At 66.1% G+C, this 17728-nt stretch carries 12 protein-coding genes, 1 tRNA gene and 1 pseudogene; 7 read left to right on the top strand and 7 right to left on the bottom strand.

Annotated features, from left to right (window positions below):
- Positions 1–91: 91 nt before the first annotated feature.
- The 4 genes from ACIBW7_RS04335 to ACIBW7_RS04320 all read left to right on the top strand — a co-directional run bounded on the left by ACIBW7_RS04335 (position 92) and on the right by ACIBW7_RS04320 (position 5446).
- Positions 92–1330 (top strand): hypothetical protein, encoded by a 1239-nt coding sequence (locus tag ACIBW7_RS04335; protein WP_397044210.1) that lies wholly within the window; start codon positions 92–94, stop codon positions 1328–1330.
- A 142-nt stretch (positions 1331–1472) separates the two neighbouring features.
- Positions 1473–2420 (top strand): undecaprenyl-diphosphate phosphatase, encoded by a 948-nt coding sequence (locus tag ACIBW7_RS04330; protein ID WP_397043888.1) that lies wholly within the window; start codon positions 1473–1475, stop codon positions 2418–2420.
- A gap of 1153 nt (positions 2421–3573) precedes the next feature.
- Positions 3574–4482, top strand: coding sequence for an alpha/beta hydrolase fold domain-containing protein (locus tag ACIBW7_RS04325; protein WP_397043886.1), 909 nt, complete (start codon positions 3574–3576; stop codon positions 4480–4482).
- 184 nt (positions 4483–4666) lie between these two features.
- Positions 4667–5446 carry a polysaccharide lyase family 7 protein gene (locus ACIBW7_RS04320; RefSeq protein ID WP_397043884.1) on the top strand — a complete coding sequence of 260 codons (780 nt, stop codon included), beginning with the start codon at positions 4667–4669 and terminating at the stop codon, positions 5444–5446.
- A gap of 111 nt (positions 5447–5557) precedes the next feature.
- Here the strand turns inward: ACIBW7_RS04320 and ACIBW7_RS04315 are convergent, their stop codons facing one another.
- Together ACIBW7_RS04315 and ACIBW7_RS04310 are read right to left on the bottom strand one after the other, a co-directional pair.
- Positions 5558–5917, bottom strand: a complete 360-nt coding sequence (locus ACIBW7_RS04315) for a hypothetical protein (RefSeq protein ID WP_397043882.1) — start codon at positions 5915–5917, stop codon at positions 5558–5560.
- 77 nt (positions 5918–5994) lie between these two features.
- On the bottom strand, positions 5995–10788 hold the full coding sequence (locus ACIBW7_RS04310; RefSeq protein ID WP_397043880.1) for an HAD-IC family P-type ATPase: 4794 nt from the start codon (positions 10786–10788) through the stop codon (positions 5995–5997).
- Positions 10789–11157: 369 nt separating this feature from the next.
- Between ACIBW7_RS04310 and ACIBW7_RS04305 the strand changes: the two genes are divergently transcribed.
- The 3 genes and pseudogenes from ACIBW7_RS04305 to ACIBW7_RS04295 all read left to right on the top strand — a co-directional run.
- Entirely contained in the window at positions 11158–11463 is a 306-nt protein-coding gene (locus ACIBW7_RS04305; protein ID WP_397043878.1) for a hypothetical protein, read from the top strand.
- Positions 11460–11714, top strand: a complete 255-nt coding sequence (locus ACIBW7_RS04300; RefSeq protein ID WP_397043876.1) for a bifunctional DNA primase/polymerase — start codon at positions 11460–11462, stop codon at positions 11712–11714. The genes ACIBW7_RS04305 and ACIBW7_RS04300 overlap by 4 nt, the downstream gene beginning before the upstream one ends.
- Before the next feature lie 109 nt (positions 11715–11823).
- A pseudogene (locus ACIBW7_RS04295) lies at positions 11824–12099 on the top strand (tyrosine-type recombinase/integrase); the annotation flags it as partial.
- A gap of 100 nt (positions 12100–12199) precedes the next feature.
- On the opposite strand, the gene ACIBW7_RS04290 reads toward ACIBW7_RS04295, so the two are convergent.
- The 5 genes from ACIBW7_RS04290 to ACIBW7_RS04270 form a co-directional block, all read right to left on the bottom strand.
- Positions 12200–12275, bottom strand: a tRNA-Thr gene (locus ACIBW7_RS04290).
- A 63-nt stretch (positions 12276–12338) separates the two neighbouring features.
- Positions 12339–13544: a DNA polymerase III subunit delta' gene (locus tag ACIBW7_RS04285; RefSeq protein WP_397043874.1), complete on the bottom strand. Its 1206-nt coding sequence runs from the start codon at positions 13542–13544 to the stop codon at positions 12339–12341.
- Positions 13545–13603: 59 nt separating this feature from the next.
- Positions 13604–14107 (bottom strand): DinB family protein, encoded by a 504-nt coding sequence (locus tag ACIBW7_RS04280; RefSeq protein ID WP_397043872.1) that lies wholly within the window; start codon positions 14105–14107, stop codon positions 13604–13606.
- Between the two features lie 66 nt (positions 14108–14173).
- The gene (gene topA, locus ACIBW7_RS04275; RefSeq protein WP_397044208.1) at positions 14174–16972 is read right to left on the bottom strand and encodes a type I DNA topoisomerase; all 2799 of its coding nucleotides are present in this window, start codon (positions 16970–16972) and stop codon (positions 14174–14176) included.
- 354 nt (positions 16973–17326) lie between these two features.
- The gene (locus tag ACIBW7_RS04270; protein WP_011206895.1) at positions 17327–17533 is read right to left on the bottom strand and encodes a cold-shock protein; all 207 of its coding nucleotides are present in this window, start codon (positions 17531–17533) and stop codon (positions 17327–17329) included.
- Positions 17534–17728 lie beyond the last annotated feature (195 nt).

Here is a 17728-nt window from a genome sequence, read left to right as displayed (position 1 = left end):
CACCGGGGTGCCGGCCGAGATTTACCTGCGGGCCAACGGTTTCTCAGCGCTGTCACAGCGACCGATCACTACCGTGCCGGCCGTGACGAAGATGATGAACTCCAGGGGCGGCGAGACCGGACGCATGCTCAGCAAGGTGCCGGAAGTCACCGCATGGTTCTGGATCATCAAGATCCTGTGCACGACCGTCGGCGAGAGCTTCGCCGACTGGATCAACATGTCGCTCGGTGTGGGACTGAACCTGACGGCGTTGCTGTTCACCGTGGTCCTCGCCGCGGTGCTGGGCTGGCAGTTGCGCCTGGACCGCTATGTGCCGTTCGTGTACTGGCTGACCGTCGTCGTGCTCAGTGTGACCGGCACGCTGTACACCGACATCCTCACCGACAACCTCGCTGTTCCTCTTGCGGTGAGCACCGGTGTCTTCGCCGCGGTCTTGGCGGTCGTGTTCGGCGTCTGGTTCGTACGGGAGCGGACGCTATCGATCCACAGCATCGTCACCACACCGCGCGAGTTGTTCTATTGGCTCGCTGTTCTGGTCACCTTCGCGCTCGGCACCGCGGCCGGCGACTGGACGCTGGCGGTGACCGGGTGGGGCCCGGGCGTCTCGGTGCTGCTGCCCGCCGGTATAATGGCGGCCATCGTGCTCGGGTGGCGGCTGGGCGCCAACACCGTGCTGTCGTTCTGGCTCGCCTACATCCTGACCCGGCCGCTGGGGGCGAACCTCGGCGACTGGTTCGTCTCCCCGACCGCCGACCACGGCCTGGGCGTGGGTACCGCCCGCACCAGCGTCATGTTCCTTGCCGCGATCCTCGCCACCGTCGTCTACCTCACCCGCAGCCGCCGCGACGTCATCGACCATCAGCAACCGGCAGCCACCGTCACCTCCGCCAACTCGGCCCGGGAGCGGCTCATGCTCGGGTACTACGCGGTTGTCACGGCGCTGGCCGCGGTGTTGCTGGTGTGGGCGTCGGGTCAGCCGCACAGCACCGCGTCCGCGAGCGACGAAGAAGCCGCGCCCGCCTCCGCGACGACAGCGGCCGGGCAGACGACCGCACAGTTCCCGCCGAGCGAGATCGCCAAGTTCCGCACCATCACCCAGGACACCCTGACCAAAGTGCAAGCCGGACAGCACAACGAGGCGAAGGCCCGGATCAAAGACCTCGAAACAGTGTGGGACCAGGACCAAGACACCCTGCAGCCCATGGACAAAGCCGCTTGGGATGTCCTCGACGGCCAGATCGACAGCGCGCTCAAAGCACTGCGCGCCAGCAAACCCGACCCGGCGACCGAAACCCGAACCCTCACAACCTTGCTCACCTCACTCGGCTGAGCTGACCCGCAGCAACACCCTCGCTCCAGCGCCCGGAACCGACACGGGCACTCATCGACCTGCGAGGACCGCGCAGCACCCGGCCTCCGGCGGGGCACACGTTGATCACCCAGCCCGACACGGGCCGACCACAGGAAAGCACATGGCCATCACCTATCTGGAATCCATCGTCGTCGGGGCACTGCAAGGGGTCAGTGAGCTGTTCCCGGTGTCCAGTCTCGGGCACAGCATCCTGATGCCGGCCTTGATCGGCGGGCAGTGGGCCGGCGACCTCGACATGTCCGCCAAGAACTCGCCCTATCTGGCGCTGCTGGTGGCCATGCACGTAGCCACCGCGCTGGCGCTGGTCATCTTCTTCTGGCGCGACTGGGTTCGCATCCTCATCGGACTGTGGGACGCGGTGCGCACCCGCGAAATCCGCACCCCCGAAGCCAGATTGGGCGTACTGCTGATCATCGCCACCGTGCCCGTCGGTCTGGCCGGACTGGTCATGGAGAAGGCGGTCCGCAACTACCTCGGCACACCCATCCCGACCTCGATCTTCCTGGCGCTCAACGGATTCGTGCTGCTGTCGGCCGAACTGCTGCGCAATCGAGTGCAGGCCGAACCGTTGCTGACCCCGACCGGGCGACCCGCCGACCTGTCCATGCAGGACACCGTGGTGTTACCCGTGACCGATCCGGACCGGGCCTCGGATGTGCGGCTGGCCCGGCTCAGCATCAAGGACGCGACGCTCATAGGAACCGCGCAGATCGCGGCACTTTTCCCGGGCATCAGCCGCTCCGGCAGCACGATCGTGGCGGGCCTGTTCAAGGGCCTGCGTCACGAGGACGCCGCCCGCTTCGCCTTCCTGCTGGCCACCCCCGTGATCCTCGCGGCCGGTGTACTGAAGACTCCGGAACTGTTCAAACCCGAAAACCACGACATCCTCGGCCCCGCCCTGGCCGGCTCGGTGGTCGCCGGGGCGCTCTCCTACATCGCGGTCAAATTCCTCACCTCCTACTTCGAGACCAAAACCCTGACCCCGTTCGCGATCTACTGCCTGGTGGCAGGCATCGGCAGCGCAGCATTCTTCACCCTGCGAGGCTGATCCGGTCGATGATTCCCACCCCGGCGCCGCTCTTCCAGGCATCGAACTCTCGATTGACTTGTCGTTGATTCCCGGTAGATACAGGACTCCATTTCGGCCACCGCGATGGTGATCGGTCCTGCACTGACGCGGTCGACCTCAGCCGCGCGGTAAGGTTAGCGTCGCCTAACTTTGATTGGGTGTGTGTTGGTGGTACCTGCCGCCGTGACGCGCGCGGTCCGCCCTCTAGTGAGGGGAGGGCGGACCGAGCGAACAGCGAGCGGTAAAGCACCGCCCGCGAACGGTTGTCGGCGGATCCAGCCAACACAGCTGCGCGTCGTCGAACCGCACCTCGAGCGCGCCGAAGTTGCCCGGCGCCCCGGAGGGTTGTGCGCGCACGACGACGGCCTGCTCCAGGCGTTCGCCGACCGGATTGTGGTTCGCCGACCAGACCGACCGGGCGCGGCAGCCTTACTTGCGGTGCCGTCCGGGGCGAGAAGGTCGCGCCGACGCGAGAGGTTGTAGCTGAGTTGTATCGGCTAGCGGGTCAACGCGTAGCGTCGCGATGAAATGGTCCACGGAGGTGAAGCCCGCGGCGTGGATATACGAGAGGAGTTCGAATGCGGGGGCTGTTGCGTCGGTTCGCTTCATACTGGCTCCCTTTGCCAGGCTGATGGTGTTGGCACAGCGACAGGGAGTCGGTCTCCAGCACGGAGCCCACCTGTCCGGGGTACAGCGAACAGCGGCAATATGGTTACGCCTGCCGCCTATGGCCTTCCGATTCACCGGAATGAGCGGAATCGTAGCGAATGCGGGGCTATCACGGAGCGGTTCGCAGACTTGAATCGGCCGCTGCGGGTCCGGATCCTGCTGTAGTGGTCCGGCCCGATCCCCCACAGTGCTCGAGAGCCGGTTCACCGCGTCGAGTCCAGCGGATCTGCGCAAGGCATACGGCACGCTGAGCGACCAGATCGGATACGACACAGTCCGGGGCAACGCCAGTCGGCCTGGATGATCCTGGCCGCCGGGGTGGTAGCCGCCGCGTTCGGGTTATCGCTGGTTTTACGTCAGCGTCTACCGTGAGTCGGTCCCCGGCGTGGCGGAGCAGGTGGGTCGCTGTGCTGTGGCAGTGTGCTCGGCCATGATGCCGACAGCCCGTCTTGCGGCTACGGCCGTGTCGATCCTGTCAACCGTTATCGCGGTGTCGGCGTGTATGGGCCAGCCTGTCGCGGAACTCGCGCGAACCTTTCCCGATCTGGTCTACGCAGTGGTTGACGGCGATGACCAGCGGCTCGATCTGTATCTGCCCGCCTTGAAGGGAACCGCACCGTTGGTGGTGTATTTCCATGGCGGTGGATGGTCGAGCGGTTCGCGCAAGAATTATGGAAAGGTGGGGTGGCAGGCCGACGAGCGAACTCCGTTCGCGCAGTTGGTCGCGGCGGGTTACGCGGTGGCCAGCGTGGACTATCGGCTCAGCCGTCAGGCGCAGTGGCCCGCCCAGATCTTTGACGCGAAAGCCGCGGTGCGGTACCTGCGCGCGAATGCCGACAGGTATCTTATCGACACGAATCATATTGCGGCATGGGGAGATTCAGCTGGCGGCCACATCGCGGCGATGCTGGGCACCTCCGGTGGTGTCGCCGAACTCGAAGGTTCCGAGGGCAGCGCCGGGTATTCGAGTCGGGTGCAGGCGGTTGCCGACTGGTTCGGGCCTACCGATCTGCTCACCATCGACGATCAGACCCTCGACGACGGCCGAAGCACGGTTCACCTCGCGGAGGGTTCAGCGGAGTCACTATTGCTGGGATGTGTCGCGACCCGATGTCCGGAGCGGGCCCGTGCCGCGAGTCCGGTGACCTATGTCAGCGGCGATGATCCGCCGGTGTTGTTGCAGCACGGGCGTTTCGATCACGTCGTCCCGTTCGGTCAGAGCGTCGAGCTTCGTGACGCATTACAGCGAGCCGGGGTGCACACCGAATTCCACGCCTACGACTGCGATCACGAATTCTTCGGCGCCGCACCACCGCCGGAACAGATCCGGGCCACCGTGATCACCTTCCTCGACCAGACCTTCGGCCGTTAGCGCACAATCTGGTCGACGGAATCTGCACGGGAACTCGCGGTCGGCCGCCGACATCCTCGCCCATACCGCACACCATGGACACTATCCGGCAGCAATGTACTCGAGCCGACCGACGAGGGGTGTATTCATGACCAGGGATTCGGGCGACCGGTCGAGGTGCTCACACCGCGGTCGGCTGGCTGTCGTGGTTGTTCTCGTACTGCTCGGTGGGAGTCTGTGGTGGGTGTCCACCGGTCACGGTGGCGGCCGGCACCAGCACCCTCTCGGCACGCCGCCACAGCCGATGCCCGTCCCGCCCAACCGGATCAGCCTGCAGGGCTGGAAGCTGACCATCCCGGAAAAGGACAAGAGCGGCCACGCCGGTGTTATCGAGCCTGCCGCCGTCGAGCCGCCGTGGCTCACCGAGAGCCCGGACGGCAGTCTCAGTTTCTGGGCGCCGGTTCGAGGCGCTACCACGCCGCATTCACAGCACGCCCGCACCGAGCTCGACAGCCTGAGCAACTTCGCCGCCTCGACCAGCGGCCCGCACACCCTGAAGGCCGCATCGGCGGTCCTCCAAGTGCCGACGGACACCCAGGACATCATTCTCGGCCAGATCCACGGGGCCGGTGCCATCAGCTCGGTGCCCTATGTGATGCTGCATTACCGGGGCGGCACCATCGAAGTGGTAGCCCGGCAGCAGCAGAACGGCTCGCAGACACTGTCCTTCCCGCTGCTCAACGGGGTGCCGCTGAACCAGCGATTCAGCTTCACCATCAGCGACATAGGCAATGGCACCATGGTGTTCAGCGCGACCTATGGCACCCAGACAAAGCAAGCGACCGCGCAGGTACCACAGAACTTTCACGATGCGACGGTCCGCTTCCAGGTCGGCGACTACCAGCAGGCTCACGACTCCTCCGACACCGAAGACGGCGGCCGAGTCACCTTCTACCAGATCGATGAGTTGACCACCACGCCGTGAAAGAACTGCTGCGGCACTGCACCGACGGGGAATCGAATTGATGCCGCAGTTCTGACGGACCCGGTCCAGCCGACACCACACGCGATGCGCCCGAGAAATAATCCCAGGTGCTTACTGTCCTTTTTGTGCGTGCTCCGGCGAACTGGTCCGATCGTCGCCGGAGGTGTCGCGTTTGCGGAGGCGCTCAATGAGTAGTCCCCCGGCGCCAAGGGTAAACGCGAGGGGCCATTCCAGGGTTCCGGCGATAGCGAGAGCACCGAGGCCGCCGTAGTAGAGGTAGCCGGTGGGCAGCGTCATGTTGACCGGGCCGACACGAATATTCGCGCCGGGCTGGGGCAGGGTGAGGGATGCGCTGATGAACGGCAGTTCGATCGCAGCAGTGGCGGGACGCTGAGGCTGCTGCGTCCGAGTCTTCGACAGTGTGGACGAGCGCTCTTTCGTGGCGGTTCGTCGTGCTGTGGCAGTAGCCATCTTCGGTGTCCTCTCGGAGATCGGTCAGCGATGGCGCGGTGTCCGGGGTGGTAAGGGCTGGCGAGAATTCATCGTCTTCACGCCTCGTTGCTGGATGCGGAAGCACAGGTGTGCTTGCTCAGCCAGGCGGGGGCGAACATACCCACTGCGGTGGTGCCGGCGACGGCGGCAATCACGCCTGTCCACGCTACCGGGCCGAGAGGTGTGCAGCCGAAGAAATGGCTGATCCCAGGGGTTTGGACGATCCCGACGAGCACGATGGAGCTACCGACGGCGGTGGCGACGACCAATGGGCTGTGGGCGCGGGCCAGTAGTGTCTGGGCCATTTGGGTGCCGACGAGCGCGGTTAGTCCCATGGTGGTGGAGCGGCGTCGGGTACCCGGTGTTGCGCGGCCGATCGTCCAAGCGATGGTGGCGGCGGCGGCTGTGACGGTGCCGCGGCTGATGATGGCCTCCACCAGTGATCGATCCAGCGACGGAGCGGTTTCGCTCAACACCGCGTGCTGTTCTGCGATCCGGGCGCATTCGGGGTTCTCGTCGGTGTCGTCGTCTGCTTCGGCTGGGATGGGCTTTTGGGGTGTGACCGCGACCGCCAAGGCGGGGAACATGTCGGTGAGCAGGTTGACCAGCAGCAGTTGGCGAGTGCCGATCGGCGCGCGGCCGCTCAGTGCTGTGCCGGCGATAGTGAATGCGACCTCTCCGGCGTTGCCACCGAGCAAGATGACAAGTGCGTCGCGGACGCTGTGCCACATATTTCTTCCCTCGACGAGAGCATCGAGCAAGATGGTGAGATCGGCGCCGGTGAGCACCAGATCAGCGGCGCCGCGTGCTGCGGAAGATCCGCGGCTGCTGACCCCGATACCGACGTCGGCAGCGCGGATGGCCGCGGCGTCGTTGGCTCCGTCGCCGACCATGGCGGTGGCACGACCGGCTTGCTGCATGGCGGTAACCACTTGCATCTTTTGTTCCGGGCTGACTCGCGCGAAAACCTGGACGGTGGCGGCGAGTTCGGCGCGGGCCTCTTCGTCGCAGTCGGCAATTTCGGCTCCGGTCGCGACCCGGACGTCGGCGGGCAGTCCCAGTTGTCGAGCGATCGCCCGCGCTGTGACGGGGTGATCGCCGGTGAGCAACACGACGTTGCGTCCAGCGGCGGTGAGTTGTTCGAGCAGTGGCCGCGCGGTAGGTCGGGGTGTGTCGGCAAGGCCCAGGTAACCGACAATTTCGAGGTCTTGCGCCGCGGCATCGACAATAGTGGCGTCGATATCGAGATCACCATGGAGCAGGTCGGAATCAGCGGTACCTTCGGCTACGGCGATCACTCGGAGTCCTTGCTCGGCCAACGCAAGGACCAAGCTTTCGGCGTGTGCCTGTGCGGCGGGGTCGGGGAACCGGCAGCGCCGATGCACCACTTCGGGTGCCCCTTTGAGTACCACCAGCACCCTTTCGTCGCCGGGAGCGTCTACGCCCGAGGTGCGGTGTCGCACACCGAGGGCGGCGGCATATCCGCGGCTGGATTCGAATGGCACATCGGCGAGGGAGTCCCAACCCGGGTCGTCGAGGAGTCCGGCGGTGGCGGCTGCGGTGAGGATCGCCTCGTCGGTGGCGTGGGCGTGCGGCTGCTCGGCCTCGGGCTGGGGGCTGGCGTGGCGTGCGGCCCGCAGCATCCGGTGCGCGCGTGCGTCGGAGGCCTCGGTGAAAGGGTCGCGTGGGTTGTGGTCCGCGGTGGCGACAGCGACTACCTTCAACCGGTTTTCGGTCAAGGTGCCGGTCTTATCGAAACAGATCGTGTCTACCCGGCCGAGGGCTTCGAGGGTGCGAGGTGTGCGGACCAGCACTCCCAGGCGAGACAGCCGCCGGGCTGCGGCGAGTTGTGCGAGGGTGGCCACGAGTGGAAGGCCCTCGGGGACGGCCGCCACCGCGATGGCGACGCCATCGGCGACTGCTTGACGCAGTGGGTGTCGGCGGATGAGCGATAAACCGGTGACGAGGCCGCCACCGGCCAGCGTCAGAGGCAGCACTTTGCTCGTGAGATCACGGAGCCGGGCGGCGATTCCGGATGCGGCGGCAATATCGGATACGGTCCAGATCGCGCGGCGCGCGGCGGTGGCGTTGCCGGTCGCTGTGACGATTGCGCGGGCGGAACCGGCCACGATGGTGCTGCCTTCGAACACCATGCTGGCTCGGTCGACCCCCATCGCCGCGGGCACCGAATCAACCTGTTTTTCCACCGGAACCGACTCACCGGTCAGCGACGATTCGTCGACCTCGAGGTCCAGGACGCATAGCAGGCGGGCATCGGCGGGAACCACGTCAGGTGCACGTAAGTCGATGATGTCACCCGGACGCAGTCGTGCCGCGGGGACCAGCACCGTGCGTTTGGTGGTCGCGGCAAGCGTGAGGCGGCGACGGGCATTACCGACCACAGGCACAGCGACGCGACGCGCGTACTGCTCCTGCTCGGCGAATAGTTCTGCCGCAGCGTTGTCGGCGCGTAGCCGCTGAACGCCCCCGACCAGCGCGTTGACCGTCATCACCCCGCCCACCAACAGTGCGTCGACACTGCTGCCCAGAATTGCCGACGCGGCCGCGCCGATCGCCAATACCGGAGTAAGTGGGTCGTTCAACTCGCTTCGCGTTGCGACCGCCAATCGGCTCAGTTGACGCGCCGGTCCGCGCAGTGGAGCGGCGATGGCGCTGTCGGACAGGTCGCCCAGTCGGCGTCGCCACACCGGATATACAGGTGCCGCAGCCAGCGGTTGCACCGCCGCGGTGAGACGGGAGTAGACGATCTCTGCGTCCAGGGCGTGCCATGCGGTCAGTGGTTGGGGATCCGGATCCGGCATCGTCAATACTCGCCGCGCCGCGAGCGCACCCGAGGTGAGTGCGATTGCGGCGGCTGCGTTCACGGGGCTGAGTAAGCGAGTCAGCCCGAGCCGTCCCCGTTTTCTGGTCTCCCCGGTCAGCAACAACAACCCTGCCAGGGTGCTACCGCCCTTGGCCATACTGACCGCGGCCGCGCTGGCTCGCCGCGCGGCCGGTAGCGCCGAAACAATTCGCACGGCCGCGACCAGGTCGGTGCTGGTGACGATGTCGGCGGTCCACGGAGCCGCGGACCGCGGATCATCGAGGGCCACCCCGACGTCGGCGATCGCCAGCGCGGTCAACGTGTCCGTCGAGGCGAAGTCGGGATGAAGCGCGGTGATCAGCAGCACCGGGCCGCGATCGGTGCGGGCGTCGCGCACCACCTCGAGCAGAGAGGTGCCACGCCGATGAGTAGCGGCCACTGCTGCGGCGAGGTCCTCGGTGCCTGCGACGTGGCGCAGCTCGACACGAGTTCCGCTGCGTCGGGCAGTCTCGATCAGCGGGGCAGCGAACGGGTCCAACTCCCAACCAACCCAGACCGTACCCACGACCTCACCGCACACCCGTAACTCTGCGCGCGTGAGTCCCTGCGCCGGTGCGGCCGCGTTCGCGGAGTTATGCAACCACCTCAGCTGGGCCTGCTCGGCCGGCAGCTCATCGGGATCGGGCTCGGGTGCCCGCTCGCCGTGTAGCAGCGCATCGGCCACCTCGAAGACACGATCGTCGTCCCATCCGATAGCTTGTCCCTCGGCACGCAGCACCGTTTGGGCGTCACCGCGCAGAGCGGCTCCGTCGACGACGATCACCTGCACGCGGTCCAGGCGCCGCAACGCTCCCGGGTCGAGGACCAGCTGGCCACCGCGCGCCAGCCCTCTGCCCAGCACGGCGGCGAACATCTCCCGGCCCACGTGTGCGGCCTTGGGGACCCCGGCCAGGATCGAATCGGCTACATCCTCGAGGTTCCCGGAAGCGACGAGCGCCCCGGCCGCCGCAACCAGCGCACCGCTGGCCGACTGCTCGACGTAGTCCTCCACAACACCTGCGGTTGCCCCCTTCGCAGTGTCGAGTGCGGTATCGACGGCGGCGTCGACCACCACATGCGAAACATCGCCTGCAGCGGCCGCCGCCCAGCTGTGCCGCGGTTCGTCGCGCTCGGCGTGAGCTGAAGACTTCACCGTGACAGCCGGAGCCTGCGGTCGGCTCGGCCGAGCGAGATCTGGTTCCCAGGCCGCCCAAATCCGCCGATGCTCGACCGCCTCGGCCACCTGCGCAACACGCTGCGCCAAGTCCAACAACGGTCCGCTGGGGGCTTGGCCCAGCCCATTGGTGGCGGCGGTAACCGCGTTGAGAACGAAGTCGGTACCCACCCGGCCCAGGCGCGCTTCCAATGCGGAGACCACCCGGGGTTGATGATTGAGCATGGCCGCTGCCGCTCGCGCGGCACGTGGAGCCGCAGGCAACCGGCCGAGCGCACCCACCGCCGCGGCCCCGACCGCGATCACATCCAGCGCTGCCGCCGTAACAGGCACGATGATCGCCAACCGATCACCCGGATCGGCAACCGGTGGGCGAGTCCGTGGCAAGCCCGTCTCATCGAGGGTGGCGGCAGCCTTCCGAACAGCCTGCTGAACATCCTCGACCCGCACATGAGGTTCGCGTTCGACGACAAGTCGCCCCAAAGTGGTTTCCACATGGACGGCGGCGACGCCCGGAACCTTCGACACCTCCGCCGCCACCTCGGTGGCCACACTGACGGCATCCGCGGTAGGCACAAGCTGCGCCAGATCCAGATGCAACCGCCGCCCCGACGACCACGCGACACTCGCGTCGCGCTGCACAGTTGCCAACACGCCATCGGCCACGCTGCGACCGACAGCGACCACGGGGCTTGCCACCGCAAGCGCAGTCCAAACTCCGGTCGTGGTGGTCCTCGCGCCCACGCACAGCGCCTCGAGTCCGGCGCCCGCCACCATCCGAACCGCGAATGACGGAACGTTCAGAATGTGCATCGTGCTCGACCATTGTTCACCGGCGACATCCTTGCCCTTCGTTGACAACCTGGATCTACACCTGCGTGTCTGCGCGCCAACTCTCTGCGTCCGCTGGGAGCACCGAGCCGCTCGTCACTGTGATGCGAGTGGGTTGCTGCGGGCCTGACCACGAACGGCTACCTCGACAAGACTGCCGCAAACAGCGCAGGTAGGGCAGTGCAACACTCGACAACCTGTCTGCATTTGTGGTCCGCCACCATCCGCGCGCACGACCGTGACCGCCAGCCGTCATGGTGGCCGGACGGTACAAGGCGTCGCGCGGGTTCCAGCAGCACGTCGACACGGTCGATCGGGGCAGATACGCAGCTCCCGGTTCACCACCCGGCCATGCAGGTGCCGTACCGCAACGCCGACCTCGCAGACACGTCCCGATCTCGCTGTGGGCGTGAGCCGATTCGCGGGATTCGCACCGGCGCGGCCGATGATCTCTCGGATCACCGTGGCGATTTCGACTTCGCCGACGATGACAAACTCGAGGGGGTTGACCAGCGGGTTGCCTTCGGACCATTTGAAATACACGTGCCGCTGCAGACCGGTGCGGTGCTGGATTTCCAGCAGGATCGCGGGGGGCGAGCTGGGAACGGCTGCGGCTCGACGCTGAGGAACGAGCGAAGTCCAGTCCGGCGCCGGTGACATCAGCATCGGGCGCCAGATTCCACCTGTACTACCGCGCGCCCCGCAAACCAGTACTGCGCAACAGCATCGGCCGGCTCGGACCGCATATCGTCACCCGCGGCAACGGCGGTTACGTCCTTATCGGCACGCCACTTTCACCCTGCTGCCGCCCCCGAGGTCGCCGTGCCCAGTCCATCCCCCAGCTCTCGACCCACTGGCGACGCCGACACAGCAGCACCCTCCAACCCCGCCACACTCGGGATGCCTGAACAGCTCGCGCCACTCACCAAAGACGTTGTGAGCAGGCCGAATACGCTCGCAACATCCTCCAGGGCGACACGGAACAACGCACTGAACACCGCCACCACCAGCATGGAACCCTCGACGGCGTGGACATTGCGAGATCCACAGAACGTCGGGCACGAGTGGCAGCGCGTTCGTGACGCCCTCGGCATCCCTGAGGATGTGACGGCACACAGCTTCCGTGGCGCTGTGGCGACGATTCTGGATGACGCTGGGCTCTCGGCCCGAGTGATGGCGGATGTCCTCGGACACGTCGATCCGGCGATGACACAGCGGCGGTATATGGCCCGTGGTCGAGTGCATCACGCGGCGGCGGATGCGTTGAACCGGGCGGTCAGCAATCCGGGCTGATCAGGGGCCACGTCAAGCGAATTGGTTGGGACTTGGTTGGGAGTTGCAGCCAGATGGGTAGAAGTTCACAGCCGCCGAAACCAGTCTCTACCTGGGAAAATGGAGCCGCCTGGGGGAATCGAACCCCCGACCTTTTCATTACGAGTGAAGCGCTCTACCGACTGAGCTAAGGCGGCGTGCCTTTCGGCCACGCGAGTCTATCGTCTCGGCGGTCGGATCGCGAAAACGGGTGGTAGCGGTCACGCGGTTTGGGCGGAGATGAGGGTTGCGACCATGGCGGCGAGGGCGAAGCGGGGTTTGACGTTGAGGTCGAGGGCCTCGCGGCAGGCGAGGACGGCTTCGATGGAGCGGAGCAGGCCCTCGGGGCGGACGCGGTCGGCGAGGTCGTGGATCTGGTCGGACATATCGGGGTGGGTGAGGGTGACGCCGGAACCGTTGCGGGCGGCGCCGAAGCGGACCGCCAGAGCGTCACGGTAGACGCCCGCGACGTCGATCAGCGCGCGGTCCAGGGCATCGCGGCCGGTGCGGGTGGCGCGGGATTTCTGCCTGCGCTCCAGGTCCTTGAGTACACCGGCCGAACCTCGGGTCGCGCCCGCGGCGCCTTTGCCGGTGCCGCCCGCACCGAGTGCGGTAGCCAATTCTTCGCGCTCACGTTCGTCGCGGGCCGCACTCATCTGCTTGGCCTCGTCGTCGGCGGATTTCACCAATTCATCTGCGGCCGCGTAGGCGGCGCCCGGTCGCGAAACCGCACCCACCAACGCCAGCGCCCGCTGCCGACGAGCACGCGCTTCCTCATCGGTGGCCAACCGCCGAGCCCGCCCGACATGACCGCCGCTCACCGATGCCGCCCAGGTGGCGGTCTTCTCATCGAGCTTGTCGCGCTCGCGCAGCACCTGTGCGATGGCGGGCACCGAGGGCGACACCAGATGTACATGCCGACAGCGCGATCGCAGCGTCACGGAGATGTCCTCCGGATCCACCGATGGCGCGCACAGCAGGAATACCGTCCGATCCGGCGGCTCCTCGACCACCTTCAACAGCACATTGCCCGCCGCCTCGGTCAACCGGTCGGCGTCCTCGATCAGCACCACCTGCCATCGACCGGTACTCGGCCGCCGCGAGGCGATCTGCACGATCTCGCGCATCTCCTTGGTGCTGATGCTCAGCCCTTCCGGAATCACCCGCCGCACATCGCCGTGCGTTCCGGCCATCGTGGTCGTGCACGCATGGCACCGACCACATCCGGGCTCCCCTTCGTCCGTGCACTGCAGCGCGGCCGCAAAGCACAGCGCCGCAACGGATCTCCCCGATCCAGGCGGTCCGGTGAACAGCCACGAATGCGTCATCGCGCCATTGCCGGTCCCCCCGCGCGCGGCTACCGCGGCCGCCCGCAATTCGGACTCGACCGCATCCTGCCCAACCAGCCGATCGAAGACACCCGCCACGCGCTACACCCTAGCCGCCCACTCCGACAGCCCCGGCCGGACGGCGGCACGGATCCGAATCAAGCTCGCTGGTAGGTGGTATTGGCACCGTCGAGCGCCTCCCGAATGATGTCGGCGTGCCCACTATGGTGGGCGATCTCGCGCAACACGTGCAGCAACGTGAATCGCACGGTCCACCACACGCGGTCGGGCGTCCACGGTGTCGTCGGGGTCGGGATGGACGTGCTCAGATCCGGATCGGTGCGAATCAGCTTCGCGGTCGCCTCCGCCACCTCGTCCCAGGTGGCCAGCAGTCCCGCAACCGTGTCGTCGGGCGCCATCACATATTCACCCTCGAATTCGGCCAGTTCCTGCTTCGCCGTCTCATCGCGCTCGACGATGACCTTTGTCCAGTGCCGCTCGCAGTTGACGACATGGTGCAGCAGTCCACCGAGAGTCAGCTCGCTGACGGTGCTGCGCTGCCGTGCCTGCTGCTCGTCGATACCACGCAGGGTGATTCGAAACAGCTCGCGCTGACTGTCGAACGCGAGGATGAGATCCTCGCGTTCCTGATCGATGGCCATGGCGGTCCCCTTCCCGATCGAGCTTCGATACCGGGGCGAGGCTACGGCAAGGCACCGACGAAACCGTCAGGACTTCTTCGCGGCCGTCTTCTTGGCGGTGGTTTTCTTGGCGGCGGTCTTCTTCGCCGCCGTCGCCTTCTTGGCCGGAGTCTTCTTCGCCGCCGCCTTCTTGGCCGTCTTCTTCACCGGACCACGCGCGCGCCGATCGGCGAGCAGTTCCGAGGCCCGCTCGTCGGTTATCGAATCGACCTCGTCGCCCTTGCGCAGGCTGGCATTGGTCTCACCGTCGGTGACGTATGGACCGAAGCGCCCATCCTTGATCACCATCGGCTTACCGGTGGCCGAATCGTTTCCGAGTTCGCGCAGCGCCGCCGCACTGGCGGCCTGGCGTCCGCGCCGCTTGGGCTCGGCGTAGATCTTGAGCGCCTCGTCCAGCGTCACGGTGAAGATCTGGTCTTCGTTGAGCAGCGAACGAGAATCGGTGCCCTTCTTCAGATATGGGCCGTAGCGCCCGTTCTGCGCGGTGATCTCCTCACCGGAGGCCGGGTCGGCACCGACAACGCGCGGCAGCGACAACAACTTCAGCGCATCGTCGAGCGTAATCGTCGCCAGATCCATATCTTTGAACAGCGATCCGGTCCGCGGCTTAGGCGCCGCAGCCTTTTTCGCGGTCTTCTTCGCGGGCGCGGGTCCGTCCTCGGCCGCGGGCTCCGGCAGGATCTCGGTGACGTACGGACCGAAACGTCCTTCCTTGGCAACGATTTCGTGTCCAGTCGCCGGATCGGTGCCCAGCGTGCGTCCCTCCTGCGGCGTCGAGAAAAGCTTCTCGGCAACTTCGGGAGTCAGCTCGTCCGGCGGCAGATCATCGGGCAGGTTCGCCCGCTGCGAAATCGAATCCCCTTCCGGGTCATCGGGATTGGCGACCATCCGCTCCAGATACGGCCCGAACCGACCGACCCGGACAACGACGTCGCGACCCTCGCCATCGACGAACAGCTTGATCGAATTGACCTCGCGGGCATCGATATCATCGAGCCGCTCACCGACCATCCGCTTCAGACCACCGGAGCGCGCGACCGAGCCCTCGACACCGTGATCGCCGCCGAAATAGAAGCTGGACAACCAATTTCCGCGCTGCTCACGCCCGCCGGCGATGGCGTCGAGATCGTCCTCCATCGCGGCGGTGAAATCGAAGTCGACCAGTCGACCGAAGTACGCCTCCAGCAAACCGACCACCGCGAAGGCGACCCACGACGGCACCAGCGCACTGCCGCGCTTGTACACATATCCGCGGTCGAGAATGGTCTTGATGATCGACGAATACGTCGAAGGTCGACCGATGCCGAGGTCTTCGAGCGTCTTGATCAACGAGGCCTCGGTATACCGCGCGGGCGGATTCGTGCTGTGCCCGTCGGGATTCAGCTCCACCGCCGTGACGCGCTCGCCCGCGTCGAGCGCGGGCAGCCGGGATTCGGCGTCGTCGGACTGTCCGCCCGCCTCCTCGTCGACACTCTCGACGTAGGCCTTGAGGAAGCCCGGGAAGGTGATGGTCCGACCGGAGGCCGAGAACACGCATTCCTCGCCGGTACCCGCGACGCCGGTGATCCGCAGCGTCAGCGTGGTGCCCCTGGCATCTGCCATCTGCGAGGCGACCGTGCGCTGCCAGATCAGCTCGTAGAGCCGGAACTCGTCATTGTCCAACCGCGCATGCAATTGGCCCGGGGTCGCGAAGGTATCGCCTGCCGGGCGGATCGCCTCGTGCGCCTCCTGCGCGTTCTTCACCTTGCGGGTGTACTGCCGCGGCGTCGGGTGCACATACTCCGCGCCGTACAGCTGGGTCGCCTGCGACCTGGCCGCGGCGATCGCCGACTCCGACAGCGTGGTCGAGTCGGTACGCATGTAAGTGATGTAGCCGTTTTCGTACAGCCGCTGCGCGACCCGCATGGTCCGCTCGGCATTGAACCGCAGCTTGCGGCCCGCCTCCTGCTGCAGCGTCGAGGTCATGAACGGCGCATACGGCTTGCGCGTATACGGCTTGGCCTCAGCCGAGGAGACCACCAGATCGGCGCCCTCGAGCGCCTCGGCGAGACGGCGGGCGTACGGCTCGTCGAGGACGACCACGCCATTGCCCTTGAGCTGCCCGTCCGGTCCGAAGTCCCGGCCGGTGGCGACCCGGGTCCCGTCGACGCTGACCAGTCGCGCCCCGAAGGTCCGCGGATTGGTGGCATCGCCGTTGTCCCCGCCCGCGTCCAGCTTCGCGGCGATATCCCAGTACTCGGCCGAGCGGAATGCCATCCGCTCGCGCTCGCGCTGCACGATCACTCTGGTCGCGACCGACTGCACCCGGCCCGCCGACAACCGTGGCATGACCTTCTTCCACAGCACCGGACTGACCTCGTAGCCGTACAACCGGTCCAGGATGCGCCGGGTTTCCTGCGCATCGACCAGATCGTTGTCCAGATCGCGGGTATCGGCCGCGGCGGCCAGAATGGCGGGCTCGGTGATCTCATGGAACACCATGCGTCGCACCGGCACCTTGGGCTTCAACGTCTCCAACAGGTGCCAGGCGATCGCTTCGCCCTCACGGTCGGGGTCGGTGGCGAGGTAGAGCTCGTCGGCATCGGCCAGCAGACTCTTGAGCTCGGAAACCTTGGCCTTCTTATCCGGACTCACCACATAGATGGGCTCGAAGTCGTTGTCGACGTCGACGCCGAGGCGCGCCCAGGACTGGCCCTTGTACTTGGCGGGCACGTCCGCCGCACCGCGCGGCAGGTCCCGAATATGACCGACCGAGGCCTCGACCGTGTAATTGCGGCCCAGATAGGGCGCTATTTTGCGGGCCTTGGTCGGGGACTCGACGATCACGAGACGACGCAGGGGACGGCCCTGGTCGGCTGCACCGCGGTCTCGTGTTGCCACCGGCGAATACACCTTTCCTTATCGACCCGCGCGGCGCTTTTTCGCGCTGTGCGCGGCTGGGGCAAGCGGCGGCGACGGGGATGACGTTGCCACCAGACACGTTTATACCTTGACGCGACGTGTGGCCGAGCGCTTGCGACTCGAACCACAGAGCGTACCTGCGTCGCTGGTGATCAGTATGCAGTGCCTGTCGCGATACGACCGCACCGCAGGTACACGTCGGTTTTTGTCTTACCCCAGATATAGCTCGTCCCTCACCTCCGTTACCGGTGGTGAGGGACGAGTGAATTGTTTCGACGCTCAGCTGAGCGCGCGAACTCCGGTGGCCTGCGGGCCCTTGGTGCCCTGGCCAACCTCGAACTCGACCTTCTGGTTCTCCTCGAGGGTGCGGAAGCCCGACCCTTGGATCTCGGAGTAGTGGACGAAGACGTCAGCGGAGCCGTCCTCCGGCGCGATGAAGCCGAACCCCTTCTCCGCGTTGAACCACTTCACAGTTCCCTGTGCCATTCTGTTCCTTCTCTTTTCTTACCGGAACGGCGGACAAGTAGGTTCATCCACCGGGTCCGTTCCGACCGCTGTACTGTTGGTTCCCCCTGCAGGAAAGCACCAAGCACACCGTTCGCAACATCGATCCTGCTGACGGTTTGGACTTTGGATCCGTCCCTCGAACACAGAAGCTTGCGACCAGGAACTAGTGAACCA

Source organism: Nocardia sp. NPDC049526 (assembly GCF_044465765.1).
Classification (GTDB): Bacteria; Actinomycetota; Actinomycetes; order Mycobacteriales; family Mycobacteriaceae; genus Nocardia.
Note: the sequence above shows the minus strand (reverse complement) of the source record. Positions and strands in the feature narration are given on the sequence as shown.

Coding starts and splice junctions, on each gene's coding strand:
- ACIBW7_RS04335 (WP_397044210.1), top strand. CDS start 92: ATGATGAACTCCAGGGGCGGCGAGACCGGACGCATGCTCAGCAAGGTG.
- ACIBW7_RS04330 (WP_397043888.1), top strand. CDS start 1,473: ATGGCCATCACCTATCTGGAATCCATCGTCGTCGGGGCACTGCAAGGG.
- ACIBW7_RS04315 (WP_397043882.1), bottom strand. CDS start 5,917: ATGGCTACTGCCACAGCACGACGAACCGCCACGAAAGAGCGCTCGTCC.
- ACIBW7_RS04310 (WP_397043880.1), bottom strand. CDS start 10,788: ATGCACATTCTGAACGTTCCGTCATTCGCGGTTCGGATGGTGGCGGGC.
- ACIBW7_RS04305 (WP_397043878.1), top strand. CDS start 11,158: ATGCAGGTGCCGTACCGCAACGCCGACCTCGCAGACACGTCCCGATCT.
- ACIBW7_RS04280 (WP_397043872.1), bottom strand. CDS start 14,107: ATGGCCATCGATCAGGAACGCGAGGATCTCATCCTCGCGTTCGACAGT.
- ACIBW7_RS04270 (WP_011206895.1), bottom strand. CDS start 17,533: ATGGCACAGGGAACTGTGAAGTGGTTCAACGCGGAGAAGGGGTTCGGC.